We start from the raw sequence: 17,379 nt of genomic DNA on the forward strand, positions 1-17,379 counted from the left end.
CCAAGGTCCCAGAAAACCACCAATGCGCAAGGGGGGTTTACTTCTCCAGGCGCAGCGTGACCCAACGGCGTTTTATCTCCTCCACGACGGCGGTTACTGGCTCTTCGCCGAAGACTCCCGCGTGCTTGGACTTGGGCACCGAAAGCACCTTGAAACCCAAGCCGATGCTCTGCGCGTTGCTAAGGTAGTAGTTGACCGTGGTCCAGGAGTCCGTGGTCCAACCCTTGGTGCGCTGTTTCGGATGGAGGTGGCCCACCGCATCGTGCGGGATCCAGCACTTGAAGCGATATGCCCCATCGGTGTCCTTCTTGAACTCCGGGTCAGCGGTATGGCGGACCATCTCGGGATGAGTGACGAGGTGATCCGGATGCGGGTCGATGGACATGTCCAGGTCCACTTCCAAGATGTAGTCGTAAACCTTGTCCGTGGTCACCAGCCCGCCGGACAGAACCGCCTCACACGCAGACACCATGTGTTCGTAGCCGGCCTGAGCCATGCGCTGCCGATATTCTGCGGCCACCTCCCGTGGCAAATACCCAAGCATCCTGGGTGGCGCCTGTTGTGTCATGACGGCCACCGCGTTTTGGTCCGCCGTGTTGGTGTTATCGGGATACAGGACGACCAAAGTAAAAATCCGACTGGTGGAGCCCTTTCGATTGTTGGCCACCTCGTCCAGCTCCTCCCGAAAACGCGAGGTCAAGGCTGCCTTCACAGCGTATTTGGCGACTGGCTTCCAAATCGGCACGGTGATCGTTGCCATACTTGCTTCCCTACATGGTGTTCAACGGGAGAATAGCGCGTCGACTTCCTCGGGTGTCATGGTCAACACCCGCTGCACCGCATCGATGCCTTCGGCGGTGGTTGGGAAGGCCGACGCGCCAGCGTTTGAAGGGGACGTTGCCGGCGACGGCCCTTCAGGTCCGGCTGGCTTGGTGGTCCACGCAGCGGCCACCTGCCCCTCGCGAACCGTTGGATGGCTCTTCCCGGGCCATGTCAGCAACAGCACGTCCCCGCCCATCTGCACGATCGCCTCGATGCCCCACTTCTCGGGACCGTAGCGATTGCCTTTGCGGAAACCCAGCCGGTCGGTGAGCTCACCGCTGGAAACCAACGCGCGGCTTTCTTCGTGGACCTGGGCCTTGTTCTCGTGCCCGCGCCACGCGATTTTCCGCTTGCCGAGCTGGCTGGCCAGCTTGTCCCTGGTGGCTCCCATCTGCACTTGGCACACCACGTGGGTGCCCACCAGGGACGAGAGGGCCTGCGCGGTCTTGTCCCCGTAGACCAGCTCAACCTGGGAGTGATCCTGGACCGCCATGATGGCCACCACGCCTTTGCTGCGCCCCAACGCCAGCAAGGGATCGATGTTCAAGCGCCCGGCGCTGGTCAGCTCGTCGAACACGAAGTAGAGCCCACGCCCGCCCTCGTCGTCCGGCAAGCCCGGCCCAATGAGATCCGGGACGGCCACGTTGATCATGGCGGCGATGTAGGCCTTCGTCAGGGTTGGGTCCGGTCCGGATTGAACAATGACCTGCTTGCGCCCGTTGTAGTCGTCCCGTATCCACTCGGTCATCGAGAAACGGCGCTTGCCAACCTTGGGCCATGCGGTGGCCAGATCGTCGATAAGGCGGGTGAAGCCCCCCAGGGAAGACAGCACGCTGGACGTGGTTTGGCTCTCCGGGTCACGCACCAGTGCGGCACCGCGGGGGTAATGCGGGCGCATGCCTGCGGCCATCTCCGCGGCCGGGCGGCGCACCAAGGCCGCCAGATCGGGCCATTCCCACTCGCCAGGCCGGGTGTTTTGGAGCTCGCGCACGCACCCAATCAACAAGTCCTGGGCGGCCATGCTCCAAAATTTGGCGTTCCCGTCGCCCTCTGGGATGAGAGAGGCGGCGAACGCCGCCGCTTGGGTCGGGGTCCGCACGTCGGCGGCGACGTCCCACACGTGGGAGCGCGCATCGAAGGGCGACACGATGATGGGCCTTTTGAAAATCGACGTGAAATCACCCTTGATGTCGTAAAGGAACAGCTTTGCGTCCCTCTTTCGCGTCAGTTGTTCCAGGATGTGCTTGAGGATGACGCTCTTGCCCGACCCCACCGAGCCGGTGATCAGGACGTGGCGCGCCCAATGCTTTTTAGACAGCAACAGATCGGGGTGGAGGGACAGGGCGAAGGGATCCGCCTCGGCGTCTTTAGGGGTTACCGAGCGGTGCCGGGCTTCGTCCACGGCCTCCTTTCCTTCCAACAACCGCGGTCCGGACAGGTGCCAGGTGTTGCTCACCGGCTCGGTCGCCTTGAGGAACACCCGCAGACCGAGGCCCGCCGCCAGCAGAAGCGACACCCCGATCCGGGACCACGTCGCCACTGGGTGATGGTAGGACACCAGTTCGATGAACTCCCGTGCCGGGGCGCGAGCCGAGATGCCGACGGTCAGGAAGTGGTAGGCGGTCACCAGACCGCCTTTCAAAGCATCGGCGAAGCGGATGAGCGAGCCATCGGGATTCGGGATGAGCCAGGCAACGCCCATGCTCCCCACGTAGGCCAAGCCAAAAACGAATGCACCGGCAAGAACGGCGCGGTGCCAGTATCGGACCGGCTGGGAAGGCGCAACGCTGCCGGGCACGTCGCCCAGCGCGTCAAAGGGCTTGGGTTTGCTCATGTCGGTGCATGCGCGTTGGGGTCCGCCCCCGCCACCCTGGCTGCTCAGGATTGGCGCCGTGGGCCATCAGGTGGAGGCAGGCCCGGGCGTGCTTGTGGAGGGCGGCAAGGTGGAGCGGCGCCCACCCGTGGGCGTTGAGGGCCGCCACGTCGGCGCCGGCTTCGACCAGAGGCGTGACCAGCGAGAAGTGACCAAACCGGGCCGCATGATGCAGTGGTGTGTTGCCGCTGGCATCGGGCAGCCGGGCGTCTGCGCCCATGCCGATGCAGGCCAGCAGTGCTGCTTCGTGGCCCGCCCGGGACGCCCCCACGAGCCAGCCCTGCCACGGTGCGTTCTCCCGCAACCGGTTTGCGTCCGACCGCCGAGCCCGCGCCTCCTCTACCGCCATCGCCATGCCTTGGAAGAGCGAGGTGTGCTCAGCCATGGACCCAGCCACCCTCTCTGCCAGGGTGCTGTAAACCATCGGTTCGTTACGGTCTGCCAAGCGCCTCTCGTAAGCACGCACCAGGTCCCGGGTGGAGGCCCGTGAGGGTGCGTCCAACCCCAGCCGATGCAAGCCCCAACGCAGGTCCACTTGCGGTGCCCCATCGTGCTCCCGCTGGCGCACCTGCCAAACCAGATCGCCCAATCGACCCTCGACAGGGGCAACGCTCAGGGCGTGGGCACGCGCCAACACTTGCGAATCGTGAAGGCCTTTGGACGCGCCGGCTTCGCGCGCGAGCGCGCCCGCCAAGGCCTCCGCTCGTTGGAGGCCCAGGGGACGCAAGAGGCGCAACAGAGATTCTTGGATGTCCATCTCCATTGTTGTAAAGCCGAATCCGCGACCGTCAAGAGAACGTGTTAGCTGTTGAGGCGAGTAGCCACCGCAACACTGAAATGCCGAAGAATCTCTGTGTCATGCCAGAGCTTCTGCCCTGGGCTACTGCTGTCCAGTTCCTGAAGCACACCGTCCAAGCTCCTTCCAGCCAGAACCTGGGAATCCACATACCCGCCGACCAAGGCGAAAGAACTCAAATGCTCGGGAGCAACGTCGGGAAAACGGTGGAAGTTGGTGTTGTTGATATTCATCGGGTCCTCCTGCAGTGGTAAGCCGATGTGCCTCATCGGAAAGGTCCAGCTCGATCGCTGGTGAATTAGTGGGCTAACGGGTTAAACGCTGTCGGGCGGGCCAAAGACGACCCAACCCAACATGTAGAAAATCAGCGCGGGATAGAACCAGAGATCAAACCCCTCCCAGTCAAACCGGCGCCAACGCTTCCTGCACCGCGCGCGCAGCTTGAGCCAGCGCCGCCTGCTCACCGGAAGGAACTCTGGACCACCACCCCGATGGTCACAAAGCCCACCGCCGCTATGGCCATTACCTTGAGCAGAACCGGAACGGCCGGAGGGTAGGCGAGGACAGCCGTTGCGAAGGCCGCGATCAGCAGGAACAAGCCGGTCAGCAGTGGGACCGCGTTCTCGAAAGCGAAGTCTTTGAGGGCATTGAACAACGTGGACATGGTGGCTCTCCCTGGGGTTTGTATGAGTAGGTCTACCTACTCGTTACTTAACCAGTAAAGCACCATAAAACTGGACGTCAAGACGCAAAAATGCCCGATTCTGCGAAGAACCGGGCAGATCTGAACATCGGTAAAGATTACTGTCGGAAGACGTTCGGCTGGGCCTGCTTTTGGTGCTTCTCCCAATCGTAATTTGCAGCGTAGTCCTTCATGAAAGCCGCCTCCTTCAACGAACTGCGGGCGTAATCGGCGTATCCCAGGCGCCCAGGTCCGTTCTCCATCCGCTGCTCACGGGTCAACATGGGAGGACTCTCCTCCCGCTGGGCCCCGCGTTGCTGCCGCCACTGCGCAACGGTCGCATGAACCACCTGCTCGCGCTTGTCGTCCGGCTTTGCATCACGAACGGCTTTGTCGGCCTCCTGGATCTTTGCCTGGAGCGCAGCGATCTGATCGGGCGAGGCCTTCTCTGCCCAATCCAGAACACGCTGTCGGCGTTGCTCGATGGCGGCTTGGTCTTGGGCCACGTTCTGCTCGAAGTCTGCCCGCGCCGCGCTGTCCTTCTGGGGCGGTGGGCGATCGCCCAGAAGCCGCTCGTTGCGCTGCGCCTGGAGTGCTCGCAGCTCGGTCATTTCTTCGATGGGTTGGGAGAGGGTGTTGCTCATGTTTGTTTCCTCCGCTGGGGTGAATAGGCTCATCGTTGATCAATCCGCAGGTTTGGCAAGGGGGCAAACCCCCTCGCCTATCCGCATCAATCCGCGTCGGGCAGCAGCTCCGCCAGGTCGAAGCGCTTGATGCCGGCACGGCTCAGCGCCACGATGGCGTGACCGCGGGGCTCAAGAAGAGCGGAGTATTCTTCCTGCAGGAAGAGCGGCTGCACCTCGCGCTTGCCCCCGGTGGGCATGTCGATGTCGCGCGCGATCTCGTCTTGGCCCAGCGTGTCCTCCGATCCAATCCGCCAGCGGCGACCCGTCACGGCGTCGATGCGCGAAGCCGTCAACCGCCCCGCCCCTTCCATGCGCATCTTGTCGTAGGCGGACGCGTATGCATGATCTGGGTCGTTGAGCACAGAGTGGCGCCAGTTGTTCATACCGCCTTGGTAGTCGATGCCCCGGGTGCGCTGCTTGAAGGTGGTCAATGTGGCCTGCCCGAACCGCTTTTCCAGGTATTCGTGGGTGTTGTGCGAGCACTTTAGCGCGATCACCGACTGCATCGTGTTGGCCATCAGCTCCGCCTCGTTGACCGACCCAAAGGCGTTGACCAAGCTCTCAAACCCTTGCGTTGCAAGCACGGGCATCAACCCCAGCGAGCGCGAAACGGAGAACAGGTTGATGTCATCGGCCGTCAACAGCAGGTGGGCCTCGTCCATCATCAACATCACTTCAATTTGCCCAGGCAACACTTCGCGCCACTTGTCGCCGAATGCACCACGCGCTTTGATTCCATTCATGACCCGCTGTTTGAGCAGGCGCATCATCATTTCACCCGCTTCACCGAATTGGGTCGGGGGCAAGAAGAGGCCTACCATGGCTCCGTAGAGCGCATCGGACACGTCCACCTCGCCCTTCTCGATCGAGTGCCATGGCATGTCCGTTCTGCTGTCACGCAGCTTTTCGCCTCGCAAGAGCTTCTCCAGCAGCCCTCGTGAGTTGAGCGTGAACGATTGCCTCTGTTCCGGATGCATCGCGGGAATCTCAAGGAACGCCCATTCCAGCGAGCTCTGCAGCTGAGACATGGGACGGAAGAGATCCGGGTGGATGGTCTGCGGAGCGCTCTCTTGACGAAGGCGGTGCTGTTGCAGGTAGGCCGCGTAGGCCAGCCGCCCTTCTTCGTCATGGCTCGTGTCCGCCTCTTCCAAGCCCAAGTATTTCACCACCTCCATCAGCTTTGCATTGGCACGAGGCGCGGGGCTGGCGGGAATCACGCGTTCCACAATGGACAACAACTTGGCGTGGTGGAATGGCGTGTATTGCCATTGTCTGTCGTCGCTCACAGGGATTCGATGGATGGCGATCTGCTCGGCGATGCGCTCGAGCAATGCCTCAGTCTCGGCCACGTCCTCGTCCAGCTTGCGCTGTTTGACCAGCTCAAACTCCGCGTCCAACTGTGCACGCTCCAGCCCTTCCAGCTTGGCCGAACACCAAGACCTGTAAGCCATCTCGTGATCCACGAGCGCACGAAGGATGATGCCGGTGTGGTAGAGAAACGCGTCACCGCCGTCCGTCCAAAGCTTGGATTTCTCGTCCACTCGCCCACCGGCTGCACCGCGCAATGCCCGGACGACCTGATCGGGCGCCAACCCCTCGTATGGCGCCACCCGCATCCCGGGTTTGACGACGATATCGAACAAACCTTCCAAGTCCGAGATGATCGCCCCGTCTTTGCCGTCGGCGATGAGCGCGCCACCGCCGGCAAGCTTCTGCTGCTTCAAGCGCTCCCTTGCATCTGCGTGGCCTGGCGCCACACATGCCATCGCCAAAGCGGCTCTACGGAACCGACGAGCGATGGGTCTGAGCGCGGCGAAGGATTTGCCAGATCCGATGGCTCCGAACACGAGCAGGCCCTGCTGACAATCCCTCCACGAGAACATCATCACGGTGCCCAGGTCGGGCGAGTAGCCATAGCCCTTGTCGGAAAGGTGTCCCGTGGCGCGCCCAATGGTGATCAGCGGGGTCTTGTCCCGCAGTGCCGCCTCAGCTTGCTGTTCACGCGCCTTGACGTGCGCGTTGATCAGCGCCCCCTGGGTGGCCAGGTTGTTGTCGTTGTTCTGCAGGTAAAGCCGGGCGGCGTTTTGGACAAAGTTGCCTTCGGCGTATTGCATCGCATACATGCATGCCAGCACGTAAGGCGCCGCCTCGCCCAAGCCAAACGGCAGGACCTTGGCGACCACCAGTGTGGCAAAGATGAGCCCCACCCACTTCATCGCTTGAATGAAGCGCGCGGCTGTCCCGCCAATGACGCCCCGGTGCGGGTGCGAGGCCGCCGCCACAAAGCAAACCACAAACAGGATGCCGACCAAGCCAAAGGCCCACCACAGGTAGGTCTTGGCCATCTGGGCATACACAGCCATGCCGCCGGCTTGCATTGCCACCTCGGTGCCGCCCTTGCTGCCGCCGACCATGAACTGAAGCGCCATCGGAACCCATTGCAGCAGCACCAGGGCTTTCAGGGCCTCCTTCATGCCCTCGCCTTGCTTGAGGGCGATGAAGTATGGAATGGTCAGCAGCAGCGCGGCCCAGCCTGCCCAGCCGATGAGGCTCACTAGGAAGGTCGCCAGAACGCCGATCACGGGGAAGGCGAGATACATCAAGGGAGTGGCCAGGCTGTCGCCGCCCTGCCCCATGTCGTTGCCCTGCAAGAAGCCCTCGGCACGCCGTCCAAGCTTCGTCGTGATGATCCGCGATTGGGTGTCGCGCAAATCTTCCGAAACCTTCGGCCACCACTCCTGGAATTCGTCCTCACTGCGTCCGTCGGGCACCTTGAACCCCTGGGCGTTCTCGTCCCAGACGGCGCCGCACTCCAGCGCGAAATCCCGGTCAGCCTCTGGCACATCGAGCTCTCGACTGCGAACGCGATCGGTCACGTCAAAGCGCCCCACCAGGTTTTCATACTCCTCGGCGGATCTGACGATGATTTCTTCCTTCACGTTCCAAGGCTCGCCGCTCTTCCGGCGGAACTTGCGCCCCAGGCCGCTCGTCCAGTCAAGCACGTTGAACAAACTGATTGCTGCCATCTCTGTCTCCCTCCCCTGTCAATTCAACGAAGCCAATGCGCCAAGACGGCAAGCACCAAGCAAAGCGGCGCGCACGCCAGAAAGCCCGCTTTGGCCACCCAGCGCTCTGCGACCTGCTCAACCTTGCTCGCGTAGAGCCGATCCTTGGTCCATGCGTCATACGCGGCGTCGTCTCTGACCGGAGGCCTGCGATCGGCGCGCAAGTAGTAGAAAGTGCGGCGGACGCCTTCGCTCAGGTGGCCCATGCCAAACGATTCAGGGCTGCCGAGGAACAAGCGCCCGTGCAGGTTCAGCCACTTTGAGCCGAAATGAAGTTTTCCGGGCTCCCGGTATTGCGTGAACAGCCACTTGAACATGCTTCCCCCTTATTCGTGAGTAGGTCACTTCTTTCTAGATCGAATCCGCGGATGCGCAAGGGGGATCAGTCGATCCCCGACTTCTTCGCCCAAGCGTCTAGGTCTGCATTGGCTTTTTGCTGCCAGTCGTTCCGCGGTTCGGCGGCGGGTGCGGGGGGCTTCCTCGGCAATGGGGCGGTTGCACGTTTCGGCGAAGGCATTGGCTGGGGCGCAATTGGCGCTGTCGTCGATACCGGGGGAGCGGCGACAGGTGCGGGTTTCTCGATCGTGGCTTCTGGCTTGGCCTGTTCTGAAAGCACTGCTGGAGCAGGCGCAACCACGGGGACTTCCACCACCTCGGGCAACTGCTCGGGAGCGGCTGGAGTGGCAACCGGTGCCATGGGAGCCGGTGTGCTTGGAGGCACTTGGTTGTTCTTCCCAAGCAAGAAGTAGATCGCCCCCACGACCAATGCCACCGCCACCACACCGGTCAAGACCCAAGGCAAACGAGAGCGGGGGCTGGGTTGGATTGGAGTTACTGGCTGCTCTGGTGACGCGGCCTCCGGGGGCCGGTTGGACCCTTCAGGCCCCGCGGAAACGGACAGGACTTCCACCGCGTCCTGCTGAGACAGCTTGACCAAGGCTGCCGTATCTTCATTGCTCAACGCCTTGGCGTCCACCGAAGGGCCACCCAATCCATCTGCAACCTGTGCGCCGGGCTCTCCAAATTCATCAACCAGCTCCCAAACGGTGCACATTCCCTTATCACCCGCTCCTACGAGAACCGGTGCAGCTGCATCGGACGTCAGTTGCCTAACCAACATTTCCTCCTCCAAGGTGAGCGGAGCGTCTTGAGGCTTCTCTTCGACAGCACGATGTTCCTGGGCTTCCCGGGCGCGCTTCGCGTCCAGCTGTGCCTTGGCTTCCTTTGCCTTCTCTGCAGCGGCAGCAACGCCCTTCTGGGTCAACTCGGCAGTGCGCTTGCTGATCACTCCAGCCCAGTGACTGGCCGCTTTCAGGTTTTCTTTCATGCCGTCGGAAACCAGCCGCTCTTCTTGCGTGGGCGATGCGGTCGGGGTTGCGTTGGCACGCTTCAGCAATTCTTCGCGCTTGCGCTTCAGGATTCTCTGGTTCTTTTCTTCTGGGGTCATGTGGGCTCCTCGGAAGGGGGAAGGAAGCCCGAGCATCGAGCGACACCCGGGCACTGAGATCACCGGACGTCAGGCACCGGGGTAACGACGATCACGGGCTCACCGCTGCCGCAGCGGTCGTCCACCGTGACCTTGGACAGCGCGCCACGCTTGGCCAGCTCAACGATGGGCACTTGGCAGGCGGCCTTGTCGGCTCCTTGGAACACCACCGTCAACCCGTTGCTGGACTTGTTCAACAGACCTGCGAACTTGTCGAGGAAGGCCCGGGTGTCGCTGTTCAACCGCTTCATGTCGGTGGGGTTGTAGTTCAAGCGCAACGAATCCAGGACGGCTTCCTGCTTGCCCTCCACGGTTTCGGTCTTGGTGACCACTTCGGCCTTCATGCCAGCCGCACGGGCAGCGTCGGCGGCCTGCTCGGCGTGTTCCCGCTGCTGCTTCACGTAGGACGCGGAAGCACCCACTGCAGCACCCGCGGCGCAAGCGCCCAAGGCCTTGTCTTTCTTGCCCGTGAGCAAGGCGATGGCTCCGCCGGCCACGCAACCGATGCCTCCGGCCTTGAACAGGCGCCTCTTATCGGCCTTGGGCTTGCCATCGTCCTCTGCGGCATGGACCGCATCAGCGGCGGCCTGGGCGGAAACGTGAAGCGGCATGAACGCCGCCAGGCAGAGAGTGAGAGAAAGGGAAAAACGTTTCATGGGTTGGATCTCCTGCTGTGGGGGAAAGTTAGGTGCGTGGAGCAGTCATGGGACCGGCTGCGGGCACCTTGGCCGCACCAGAACCTTTGGGAGAGGGTTGCGAGAGGGCCGCCGTCACCACCTTGCGAAGCGCTTCTTCGTAGCGCTGGATGGCGCTGTCCTGTTCCGCCTTCGTTTCGTCTCGCAGCCGCCGCAGGTCTTCCTGGAGCGCACTCCGGAACAACGCGTTCTCTTCCCGCAACTCGTCGATGAGCTGTTCCAAGTGAGCGTTAGAGTTCTCCAGTACACTCGCCACAGACATGGAAGTGTTGTGTCGCTCCAGCGCCTCTCGCACGTAGGCGCTAAACCCACTGCCCGATTCACGGGCAAGCCGCTGAGCAAGTTTCAGTTGCCCACGGTCGAGGTTTACGTTTTGACGAACCAACGCCATTGGTCGAGTAACTCCGTTTCTGGACTACTCCACCGATACCGCGAATCTCGGAGTTGGCAAGGCCCCACGTCAGGAGCCTGAAAAACATGGGCCAAACGAGCTAACAAGCACTGACACTGTCTCCATTCAGTGGTGACAGGGTCAGGCCTTGATTGCATTGAGGTTCCGGCAGATGTGAGGCCGATTTTTGGGCGAAAAGCGCACTCCCACTTCAGTGCGTCATGTGTATGACGACTCTGGGGAACCGTCCGGGCTCCTGCTTCTCTGCCCCTGCCGACACTGCTTCCACCCACGTTGGGCTCTTGCAGTTGCTTTTCGGCGGCCCCTTGCGTGTTGCCCCAACTGCGCTATTGGTGGTCTACGCCCCCTCGCCCCCACAGGACCACCGCCCACGCCATGCCCACGCAACGCTCCCGCTCTTCCACCCCTCACGCCCACCGATGCCCCACCCCAGGAGTCCGTGTGGAGTTTTTCAGCCCACCGTTTCGCATTGCCCCGGATCCCCAGGACAGGTTGCCCTCACCCACCCGCAGCACCGACCCACGACACCCAAGCCACATTGGTTTTAGTCAAACGTGTGCAGTGCCCATGGATACACCGCCACCGTGTTTTCCGAATCACAAGTGGGGAGCCAAAGAACCCCTGGAAGGGAAGCGCGGAGCCCTCGCCGCATTTCGTTTTAGTCAAGCGAGGGTGCGCCCCATGACCTCCATTCACCGCCATTGGCCCATCGGTGATTTGCCGGCTTTCGTTTCAGGAGCGCTCCCATGACCACCGCTGACCTGGGCGCGCTTGCCCGTCGCGTGCTGGCCTTCCATGGCGCCCGTGCGCCTGCCACTCCCCGTTGGACGCTGGACGTGGCCCGCCGTTCCGAACGCCCTGTGTGCGCTTTCTGCACCGCCCCCCTGGACTTGGATCGTCGCCACGCCTGGGGGCTCTCACCGCTCGTTCCGTTGAGCCTAGCCGGCCCAAGGGACGCCGAGAACCTGCGCATGGCTTGCAAGCGCTGCATCACCGAGCGGGGCACCCGTGACCTGTTGGCCTGGCCCGAGTTGAGCCAGCGGCTGCCACCAGAACCCCTGGACGCCCTGCTGGCCGACCGACTGTTTGTCCTGCAGCGCTCCGATAACCACCTGGTCGAGGTAGGGCGCTTTGCCAAGCCAGCCACCGTCCTTGCCCAGCTTCAAGAGCGCTGGAAACACCCCCGATTCGTCGTTCATGCCGAACGGCATTCGGACACCTGGATGCTGGGGTGGCCACTGGCCCACCGTGCCCATCTGACGCGAAACGACTTGGCGGCGCTCTTGCGCAACGTGCACCAAGGCGAATGGCTGGAACACCCCGAGGTGGTGGCCTTCCGGTTGACCGAGGATGTTTTTCAATCAGCGGTGTGGCAACTGATCGCCCTCCACGCCTTGGTCATCCCCCTGGCCCAAGAAGAAGCACCCCCTCCCGATCGAACGTTTGAGAATCGGTGGATGGCCCGGTATCCAAGCCTGAGCCAGATCCGCCGGCGGCGACAGGGCGCGCACGAAACACCCTGGCCTAGCCAAGGCAAAGACCATGCCCGGACTTACAGCGACAAGCCCAACGCGGTTCGCATGCGGACACAGCGCCAAGCCACTCGTCAGGAGGAAACCAAGGCACAGTGGCTCAATGCCCGGCGCCGTTTAGCGGACCGGGACGCTGGGGTGGCCAGTGGGACGTTGAGGCCATGGCTCCCTGGGGAACGGGCCGCGCTGCAGGCCGACGTGGACGATCTGGCGGCTGCGTGGTTGAAAGCCCGCCAGCGGAAAGCGGAAGGCCGCTCTCAGCGGCCGTGATCCACTACCATTGTTCAAGCCTCAAACGACCAGCTAGCCACCATGGACGACACAGACAAGGAACGGATTGCAAATTGGCGTCTGACGAAGCAGATGCGGCGAGAGAGAAAGTGGGACGAGCAAAACAGCAGGTCCTACAGCAGTCATTTCACCTTGACGGACAAGGACGCTGCAGATGTAAAGGAGTTCGAAGAGCACCTGGTTCGCAAACACTTGGGGAAGGGCCAGCTCACCCGACGCATGTCCACCAATGAGCTTGGGCTAGCATTGCGCACCTGGAACCTAGAAGAGCTGAATCAGCTCTGGAGCATGCGCCGAGAGAAGCTCACTTACCTCGAAGACGCCGCCCTCCTGTTGGCCCATATCCGACACCGATCCGGCATTGACCCAAAGCTGCGCCCGGCAGCAGAGCTGCTTGGATACGACGCCATCCAAGCCCTCCAGGGCGTCCTTGAGGAGAGCGGGCGGTTGGCAGTGGAACAGGCACTGCCCCCAGCGGCGGAAGCCGTCGTTGCCGAGGGCAAGCGGGTGGAACAAGTCCTTCGGGTGATCCGAGAGGGCCAAGCGGAGTTTCGTAAACGCCTAGTCGCTCACTACGGAGCCGTGTGCATGGTCACCGGGACCGCCTTGGCAAGCGTCATCGACGCCGCTCACATCGTCCCCTACAACGGGGCAGCCACCAATGCTTTGAGCAATGGCTTACTGCTACGGAAGGACATCCACGCGTTGTTCGATGCAGGCCTGTTAACGATCGGGCCGGACCTGGTCGTCTACGTCAGCGCGGGGGGGGACGATCCGTTCTACCGTTCGTTGGACGGAAAGAAGCTCTCGCTGGACACTCCGCCCAAGATGTCCAAAGAGGCCCTGCGGCGGCGACTGGCGGGCAATGAATCGTCCGAACTGGAGGTTGCTAGCCTTCCCCAATGAGCCGCCCCAAAGCTCCGGCTGATCGGACAAATCGAATCATTGCTCATGATAGGAACGCCCTCCGCGTGGATCCGGAAGTTCAATCAACGGTTCTTCGCGCCGTAGGCGTATGCCAGCTCCCGCCAGGGGACGCTTTTTCAGCTGCTTTTGCTCTGCCCACGGGATGATCCACAGACACAGAAAAGCGGCCATAGCCGCTTTCTTCGTCCCCCTGATTGTGAGGGTCAGTAGATCTTTCCGTTCTTGCTCATCCCCAAGTTCCGCACCGCTACCCTGGCGGCTTTGCGGTCCTCCGCGTGCTCGTCCACCGGCGAGCTCACGATCAACAGCGTGTTGTCTTGGATGAGCGACGCGGCCGCGTAGTCTGCCAGCGCCACCATGGCGGTGGTCAACGCGACTTCACTCCCGGCGTCCTCCGAATCGTCAAAGCCGAACAGCTTGGCGATGTTCTCGCGGAGCTTTGGCGGGATCGTCACCATGGCCCGGTGGTGGCGCAGCCCGTCCTCCCGACGGCGGTAGTCGTGCAGGGTGACCGATCGGGGCATGACCATGTGAACCCGCTTGCCTCCCACGCTTCCCGCCTTCTGGCTGTCGTCGTAGTCAAAGTAGGACTTGCGCTCCGGGTAGTCGCCTGGCCCCAGCAACAGGTGCTCCGGGATGCGGGCAATCGGAACGCTTGCCGATTTGCTGGCCCGGCGGGGCTTGGCATGGGTCACGTCCTTGACGTCATCCAAGGTGCGCTTGACGGCCTTCTTCGTGGCAGCCTTCTTGGCAGGAGCTTTGCGAGTGGCCATGGGTAGGTCTGGGAGGGAAACCAAGGGAAGCTCCATCATGCCGCAGCCCTCCGGCCTGCACCAGCAGCCAGGATGTCGCGCACCCGGACCGCCAAGGCGTGGATCTCCTCCTGGGCCACCCGGGCCCAGCGGCCGTTGGCGTCGAACACGGTCTTTCCCTCCTCGTAGCAGTCCGCAAACAACGCACGATCCCGCACCAGCATGGCGCCCGACATCTTGGGGTGCTCCAGGCGACGTCGATGGGCTGCCCGCCTCTCGTTGGCCCGGTTGGCGATGGGCAGGAAACGCTTTCCCTTCTTTTCAAGAACATCCACGGTTCGCAGGAAGATGAGGAAGCTGGCCCCGTCGAGCAACGTCGGCACCAGGTAGAGGTCCGCCTCGGGAATCACCTCGTTGTCCGGCAGACGCGGCGGGGTGTCGGTGATCTCCACGTCGAAGCCAGGGGAGCGCGATCGCCCGACACTGAACGGTGTTTCGTCCGACAGTGAGGCAAACGCGCAGGCCCCGCCTTGGGGGTCCCGGTCATTGACCAGCACACGCAGGCTGGGGTCACGGGCATAGCACCCGGCTAGATTCAGGGCCAGCGTCGTGCGGCCGACGCCACCCTTGAGTGAGAAGTTGCACAGTCGCATAGGACATCCTTTCGTGAGTAGATAGGGGTTTCTCTCGAATCTACCCCGACGCTGCCATAGCGCAAGTGCATGTTTTTGCAACCCTTTCGGGCCGTTCAGCCCTTGGATTATTTTCTATCCTTCCGACAAGGCGGCTGGACGACGGCAGTCCCACCGCAGCGTGTGGGCGGTGTTTGACGCCGAGCAATGCAGATCGAACGGCTGAGAGGCCATCCATGCTTTGACAGACGGTGGCGCAGCGCCATGCAGTGCTTCGATGATCGTCCAGCGTTGTTTTGCCGGACCGAACTCCGCGAACACGTCCGCTCCGGCTTCAGCCAGCATTCCAGTCATCTTGTCGTAGCACTGTCGCTTGGCCGGGTCATCCTGGTTCACGTGCCACGCCATGCAAGCGACGTGGAAAGCGGTGATTCCGTTGGGCCCCACCGGGTGGTCCAAGGACGGGAAAGCCGTCAGGCCCCTCCACGCCTTCAGACGTGCCTCGCGGATGGCCGCAATGGTTCTCTTCAAAGCCTGTGGGTTGCGGTGCTCGATGGCATCCAGAAGCCGTTGAGCACGCCGGTCTGTGGTCATTTCCATTTCAGCTCCTTGCGCAGCTGGCGCTCGAAGTGGCGTTGCTCGCGCGCCAGGCGGGCTTGCCGGCGAAGTTTGCCTTCGGGCAGGAACGCGGGAACCGTGGGAGGGATGTGCGCGAAAGGAAGGCCAGCAATAAGGCGGGACAAGTTGGCGGGGCTTTCAATCATGGTGGCGGTCTCTTGGGTTGTTTGGAGCTACGTTCGTGCGTAGGTCGACCCACTCACTTGACCTCATGCAACCAGATCGCCGAGCAATGTCAAGATGAAAAATCGACCTTTTTTTGACTAAAAACAGGGGCTTGCGGAATCCCAGGTGCATCGCATGCTGAGTGCATGACGCACACAACCCGCCCCCGTTGTTCGCCCACTCTCACCCACGTTTCCAAGGGCGTGCGCAGCGCGCTGGGCTTCACCCTCACCGAGGCCTTGCTTGCGCTCGGGGCCGTGACCGCCGCCACGGGCGCGATGTTCCTGTTCTTTGGCCAGGTCGATGCAAAGTCCAAGGTGGCCAGCGAGACGCGCAACCTGCGCGAGCTGTCCCGTCGTCTTGAAAGCAGCTTTGGGGTGGTGGGGACGTTCCGCGGGGTGAGCACCACGGCCGTGGTGGTCGATGGATTGGCCCCTGAATCCCAGCTCGGCGCCGGGGAAAACGTTTTGACCAACGCGTGGGGCGGCGCGGTGGACGTCCAGCCTTACACCGTGGATCGCTTCGGCGATTCGTTCTCCGTGAGCTACGCCGGCCTTCCTCGTCAAGCGTGCGTGGCCCTGGTCGCGGCCAACGCGGGCGGGGTGTGGGACGCGCAGGTGTCGGACGTGTCGGTGATTCGAAACACCGGCGGCCAACTCGACGTCGGATTGCTGAGCCGCACGTGTGCGGACAAATCGCGCGTGGTCTTCGTCTACCACAGCGGATTGTTGGGAGGCGAGTGGACCGGATCGCCTCTAGTATTGCCGCCAGCAACACCTCCGGCCACTCCACCCGGTTCTCCGCCCGTGGGATTCCCGGTGGGGCCCGTGGGGCCGGTGCCACCTTCCACGCCGGTGTCGCCCCCAACCGCCCCGCCACCAAGCGTTCCGCCCACGACGCCCCCACCGGTCACGCCGCCCGCTCCCCCGGTGAGCGTGACGCCTCCGGCTCCGCCCACTTCACCGCCGGTCACGCCGCCGCCGATCAGCACCACGATGCCGTGCCGAGAGTGGAGCGAGAACCGAACGATCAACTGCCCAGTGGGCCAGGTGGGCCAGGTGTTCCAACACCGCCGTCACCACTGCGGAACCGACCCGAGTGTTTACGAGGCGTGGGCTGGGTCCACGACGGCCGGCAGTTGGACCACGACCAGCAGCACCTGCACTCCGTGCCCTGCTCCCGAGACCCGCAACGTGGGATGCCCTGCAGGTCAGTTTGGCTCGATCGGCCAGCGGCGGACCTTCTCATGCACGGGCACCGGTTCGTGGGACGCTTGGACGCAAACCAACACCACCTGCGCGGCTTGCCCAGCACCTTTCCCACAAGCCGAAACCCAGTGGGTCGCCGCGAGTGCCGCTTGCCCGGCAGGCCAAAGTGGATCGCACACGTGGCAGGCCGAGCAGCGGCGGACCAGGATGGGGTCTTACAACTGCCCGGCCACCACGTGGTCGCTGCCCAGCCCGACGTTCACCACTTGGACAAATTGGGCGGAGACGGGGGTTCGTCGCAACGAGGCCAATACATGCACACCCAACGCACCACCCCCGACGTTTCCCGAATACACCGGGCGATCTTGGCATTCGTGGGGAGACGGAGGGCACTACGGCTGGGCGATCTTCTGCAACGCTCCCCGGACCCTGGCCGAGCTTCAAGCCACCTCGTTGGCATGCACCTGGCAATACGAAACGAACGACACCCCCACGTTTACGCCAGAGCCACCTGGCGTGACCCGCCCAACACCGGCTTTGGAAGCCTGTGTCTACGCGCTGCGCGCCAACTTAACTCCGATGCCAGGTTACGGCTTCGTCAACCACCCAGGCACCGCGGTTTGGCCGGCGGCTTGCTCGTGCAGCGTCGTGGGTCCAGGCGCGCGGTTCTACTGGCAAGACCTGGGAGCGAGCGACTGGGTGGGCTTTGAATTCAAATGCCCCTGACGGCAAAGAAG

The 17,379-nt window shown here is 62.7% G+C and carries 18 protein-coding genes; 3 read left to right on the plus strand and 15 right to left on the minus strand.

Annotation, left to right across the window (positions count from 1 at the left end; genetic code table 11):
- Nucleotides 1-37 precede the first annotated feature (37 nt).
- The 11 genes from R5H29_RS08745 to R5H29_RS08795 form a co-directional block, all read right to left on the minus strand.
- Entirely contained in the window at nucleotides 38-760 is a 723-nt protein-coding gene (locus tag R5H29_RS08745) for an HIRAN domain-containing protein (protein WP_012480682.1), read from the minus strand.
- 21 nt (nucleotides 761-781) lie between these two features.
- The gene (locus R5H29_RS08750; RefSeq protein ID WP_061478913.1) at nucleotides 782-2,656 is read right to left on the minus strand and encodes a helicase HerA-like domain-containing protein; all 1,875 of its coding nucleotides are present in this window, start codon (nucleotides 2,654-2,656) and stop codon (nucleotides 782-784) included.
- Nucleotides 2,634-3,080 carry an ankyrin repeat domain-containing protein gene (locus R5H29_RS08755; protein ID WP_230548553.1) on the minus strand — a complete coding sequence of 149 codons (447 nt, stop codon included), beginning with the start codon at nucleotides 3,078-3,080 and terminating at the stop codon, nucleotides 2,634-2,636. The genes R5H29_RS08750 and R5H29_RS08755 overlap by 23 nt, the downstream gene beginning before the upstream one ends.
- A gap of 416 nt (nucleotides 3,081-3,496) precedes the next feature.
- Nucleotides 3,497-3,724 (minus strand): hypothetical protein, encoded by a 228-nt coding sequence (locus R5H29_RS08760; protein ID WP_099475959.1) that lies wholly within the window; start codon nucleotides 3,722-3,724, stop codon nucleotides 3,497-3,499.
- Nucleotides 3,725-3,951: 227 nt separating this feature from the next.
- Complete coding sequence (locus R5H29_RS08765) at nucleotides 3,952-4,155, minus strand: hypothetical protein (RefSeq protein ID WP_012480686.1); 204 nt, start codon at nucleotides 4,153-4,155, stop codon at nucleotides 3,952-3,954.
- 137 nt (nucleotides 4,156-4,292) lie between these two features.
- Complete coding sequence (locus R5H29_RS08770) at nucleotides 4,293-4,817, minus strand: hypothetical protein (protein WP_061478969.1); 525 nt, start codon at nucleotides 4,815-4,817, stop codon at nucleotides 4,293-4,295.
- An 86-nt stretch (nucleotides 4,818-4,903) separates the two neighbouring features.
- Entirely contained in the window at nucleotides 4,904-7,885 is a 2,982-nt protein-coding gene (locus R5H29_RS08775) for a TraM recognition domain-containing protein (protein WP_012480688.1), read from the minus strand.
- A gap of 23 nt (nucleotides 7,886-7,908) precedes the next feature.
- The gene (locus R5H29_RS08780) at nucleotides 7,909-8,241 is read right to left on the minus strand and encodes a hypothetical protein (protein ID WP_012480689.1); all 333 of its coding nucleotides are present in this window, start codon (nucleotides 8,239-8,241) and stop codon (nucleotides 7,909-7,911) included.
- A gap of 65 nt (nucleotides 8,242-8,306) precedes the next feature.
- On the minus strand, nucleotides 8,307-9,371 hold the full coding sequence (locus R5H29_RS08785; RefSeq protein WP_232503858.1) for a hypothetical protein: 1,065 nt from the start codon (nucleotides 9,369-9,371) through the stop codon (nucleotides 8,307-8,309).
- A 59-nt stretch (nucleotides 9,372-9,430) separates the two neighbouring features.
- Nucleotides 9,431-10,066 (minus strand): hypothetical protein, encoded by a 636-nt coding sequence (locus R5H29_RS08790; RefSeq protein WP_012480691.1) that lies wholly within the window; start codon nucleotides 10,064-10,066, stop codon nucleotides 9,431-9,433.
- A gap of 28 nt (nucleotides 10,067-10,094) precedes the next feature.
- Nucleotides 10,095-10,496, minus strand: a complete 402-nt coding sequence (locus R5H29_RS08795) for a hypothetical protein (RefSeq protein WP_012480692.1) — start codon at nucleotides 10,494-10,496, stop codon at nucleotides 10,095-10,097.
- Between the two features lie 767 nt (nucleotides 10,497-11,263).
- On the opposite strand from R5H29_RS08795, the gene R5H29_RS08800 reads away from it, so the two are divergent.
- Both R5H29_RS08800 and R5H29_RS08805 read left to right on the plus strand, forming a co-directional pair.
- Entirely contained in the window at nucleotides 11,264-12,319 is a 1,056-nt protein-coding gene (locus tag R5H29_RS08800; RefSeq protein ID WP_332329079.1) for a hypothetical protein, read from the plus strand.
- Nucleotides 12,320-12,361: 42 nt separating this feature from the next.
- Nucleotides 12,362-13,246: an HNH endonuclease signature motif containing protein gene (locus tag R5H29_RS08805; RefSeq protein ID WP_332329080.1), complete on the plus strand. Its 885-nt coding sequence runs from the start codon at nucleotides 12,362-12,364 to the stop codon at nucleotides 13,244-13,246.
- A gap of 224 nt (nucleotides 13,247-13,470) precedes the next feature.
- Here the strand turns inward: R5H29_RS08805 and R5H29_RS08810 are convergent, their stop codons facing one another.
- The 4 genes from R5H29_RS08810 to R5H29_RS08825 all read right to left on the minus strand — a co-directional run bounded on the left by R5H29_RS08810 (nucleotide 13,471) and on the right by R5H29_RS08825 (nucleotide 15,415).
- The gene (locus R5H29_RS08810; RefSeq protein WP_235650000.1) at nucleotides 13,471-14,040 is read right to left on the minus strand and encodes a hypothetical protein; all 570 of its coding nucleotides are present in this window, start codon (nucleotides 14,038-14,040) and stop codon (nucleotides 13,471-13,473) included.
- Between the two features lie 35 nt (nucleotides 14,041-14,075).
- The gene (locus R5H29_RS08815) at nucleotides 14,076-14,672 is read right to left on the minus strand and encodes a ParA family protein (RefSeq protein WP_061478917.1); all 597 of its coding nucleotides are present in this window, start codon (nucleotides 14,670-14,672) and stop codon (nucleotides 14,076-14,078) included.
- Nucleotides 14,673-14,786: 114 nt separating this feature from the next.
- A complete protein-coding gene (locus R5H29_RS08820; protein WP_164170795.1) occupies nucleotides 14,787-15,251 on the minus strand; it encodes a hypothetical protein in 465 nt (154 codons plus the stop codon).
- Nucleotides 15,242-15,415 carry a hypothetical protein gene (locus R5H29_RS08825; RefSeq protein ID WP_156476632.1) on the minus strand — a complete coding sequence of 58 codons (174 nt, stop codon included), beginning with the start codon at nucleotides 15,413-15,415 and terminating at the stop codon, nucleotides 15,242-15,244. The genes R5H29_RS08820 and R5H29_RS08825 overlap by 10 nt, the downstream gene beginning before the upstream one ends.
- Nucleotides 15,416-15,637: 222 nt before the next feature.
- Here R5H29_RS08825 and R5H29_RS08830 point away from each other — a divergent pair, with 222 nt between their 5' ends.
- A complete protein-coding gene (locus R5H29_RS08830) occupies nucleotides 15,638-17,368 on the plus strand; it encodes a type 4 pilus major pilin (protein ID WP_162292566.1) in 1,731 nt (576 codons plus the stop codon).
- The last annotated feature ends 11 nt before the right edge of the window (nucleotides 17,369-17,379 follow it).

Origin of the sequence: Stenotrophomonas sp. A3_2 (assembly GCF_036624925.1) — a bacterium.
Classification (GTDB): Bacteria; Pseudomonadota; Gammaproteobacteria; order Xanthomonadales; family Xanthomonadaceae; genus Stenotrophomonas; species Stenotrophomonas hibiscicola.

What these genes read in the sequence shown, in the direction of transcription:
- R5H29_RS08745 (WP_012480682.1), bottom strand. Translation starts at nt 760, where the DNA reads ATGGCAACGATCACCGTGCCGATTTGGAAGCCAGTCGCCAAATACGCT.
- R5H29_RS08750 (WP_061478913.1), bottom strand. Translation starts at nt 2,656, where the DNA reads ATGAGCAAACCCAAGCCCTTTGACGCGCTGGGCGACGTGCCCGGCAGC.
- R5H29_RS08755 (WP_230548553.1), bottom strand. Translation starts at nt 3,080, where the DNA reads ATGGCTGAGCACACCTCGCTCTTCCAAGGCATGGCGATGGCGGTAGAG.
- R5H29_RS08760 (WP_099475959.1), bottom strand. Translation starts at nt 3,724, where the DNA reads ATGAATATCAACAACACCAACTTCCACCGTTTTCCCGACGTTGCTCCC.
- R5H29_RS08765 (WP_012480686.1), bottom strand. Translation starts at nt 4,155, where the DNA reads ATGTCCACGTTGTTCAATGCCCTCAAAGACTTCGCTTTCGAGAACGCG.
- R5H29_RS08770 (WP_061478969.1), bottom strand. Translation starts at nt 4,817, where the DNA reads ATGAGCAACACCCTCTCCCAACCCATCGAAGAAATGACCGAGCTGCGA.
- R5H29_RS08775 (WP_012480688.1), bottom strand. Translation starts at nt 7,885, where the DNA reads ATGGCAGCAATCAGTTTGTTCAACGTGCTTGACTGGACGAGCGGCCTG.
- R5H29_RS08780 (WP_012480689.1), bottom strand. Translation starts at nt 8,241, where the DNA reads ATGTTCAAGTGGCTGTTCACGCAATACCGGGAGCCCGGAAAACTTCAT.
- R5H29_RS08785 (WP_232503858.1), bottom strand. Translation starts at nt 9,371, where the DNA reads ATGACCCCAGAAGAAAAGAACCAGAGAATCCTGAAGCGCAAGCGCGAA.
- R5H29_RS08790 (WP_012480691.1), bottom strand. Translation starts at nt 10,066, where the DNA reads ATGAAACGTTTTTCCCTTTCTCTCACTCTCTGCCTGGCGGCGTTCATG.
- R5H29_RS08795 (WP_012480692.1), bottom strand. Translation starts at nt 10,496, where the DNA reads ATGGCGTTGGTTCGTCAAAACGTAAACCTCGACCGTGGGCAACTGAAA.
- R5H29_RS08800 (WP_332329079.1), top strand. Translation starts at nt 11,264, where the DNA reads ATGACCACCGCTGACCTGGGCGCGCTTGCCCGTCGCGTGCTGGCCTTC.
- R5H29_RS08805 (WP_332329080.1), top strand. Translation starts at nt 12,362, where the DNA reads ATGGACGACACAGACAAGGAACGGATTGCAAATTGGCGTCTGACGAAG.
- R5H29_RS08810 (WP_235650000.1), bottom strand. Translation starts at nt 14,040, where the DNA reads ATGGCCACTCGCAAAGCTCCTGCCAAGAAGGCTGCCACGAAGAAGGCC.
- R5H29_RS08815 (WP_061478917.1), bottom strand. Translation starts at nt 14,672, where the DNA reads ATGCGACTGTGCAACTTCTCACTCAAGGGTGGCGTCGGCCGCACGACG.
- R5H29_RS08820 (WP_164170795.1), bottom strand. Translation starts at nt 15,251, where the DNA reads ATGGAAATGACCACAGACCGGCGTGCTCAACGGCTTCTGGATGCCATC.
- R5H29_RS08825 (WP_156476632.1), bottom strand. Translation starts at nt 15,415, where the DNA reads ATGATTGAAAGCCCCGCCAACTTGTCCCGCCTTATTGCTGGCCTTCCT.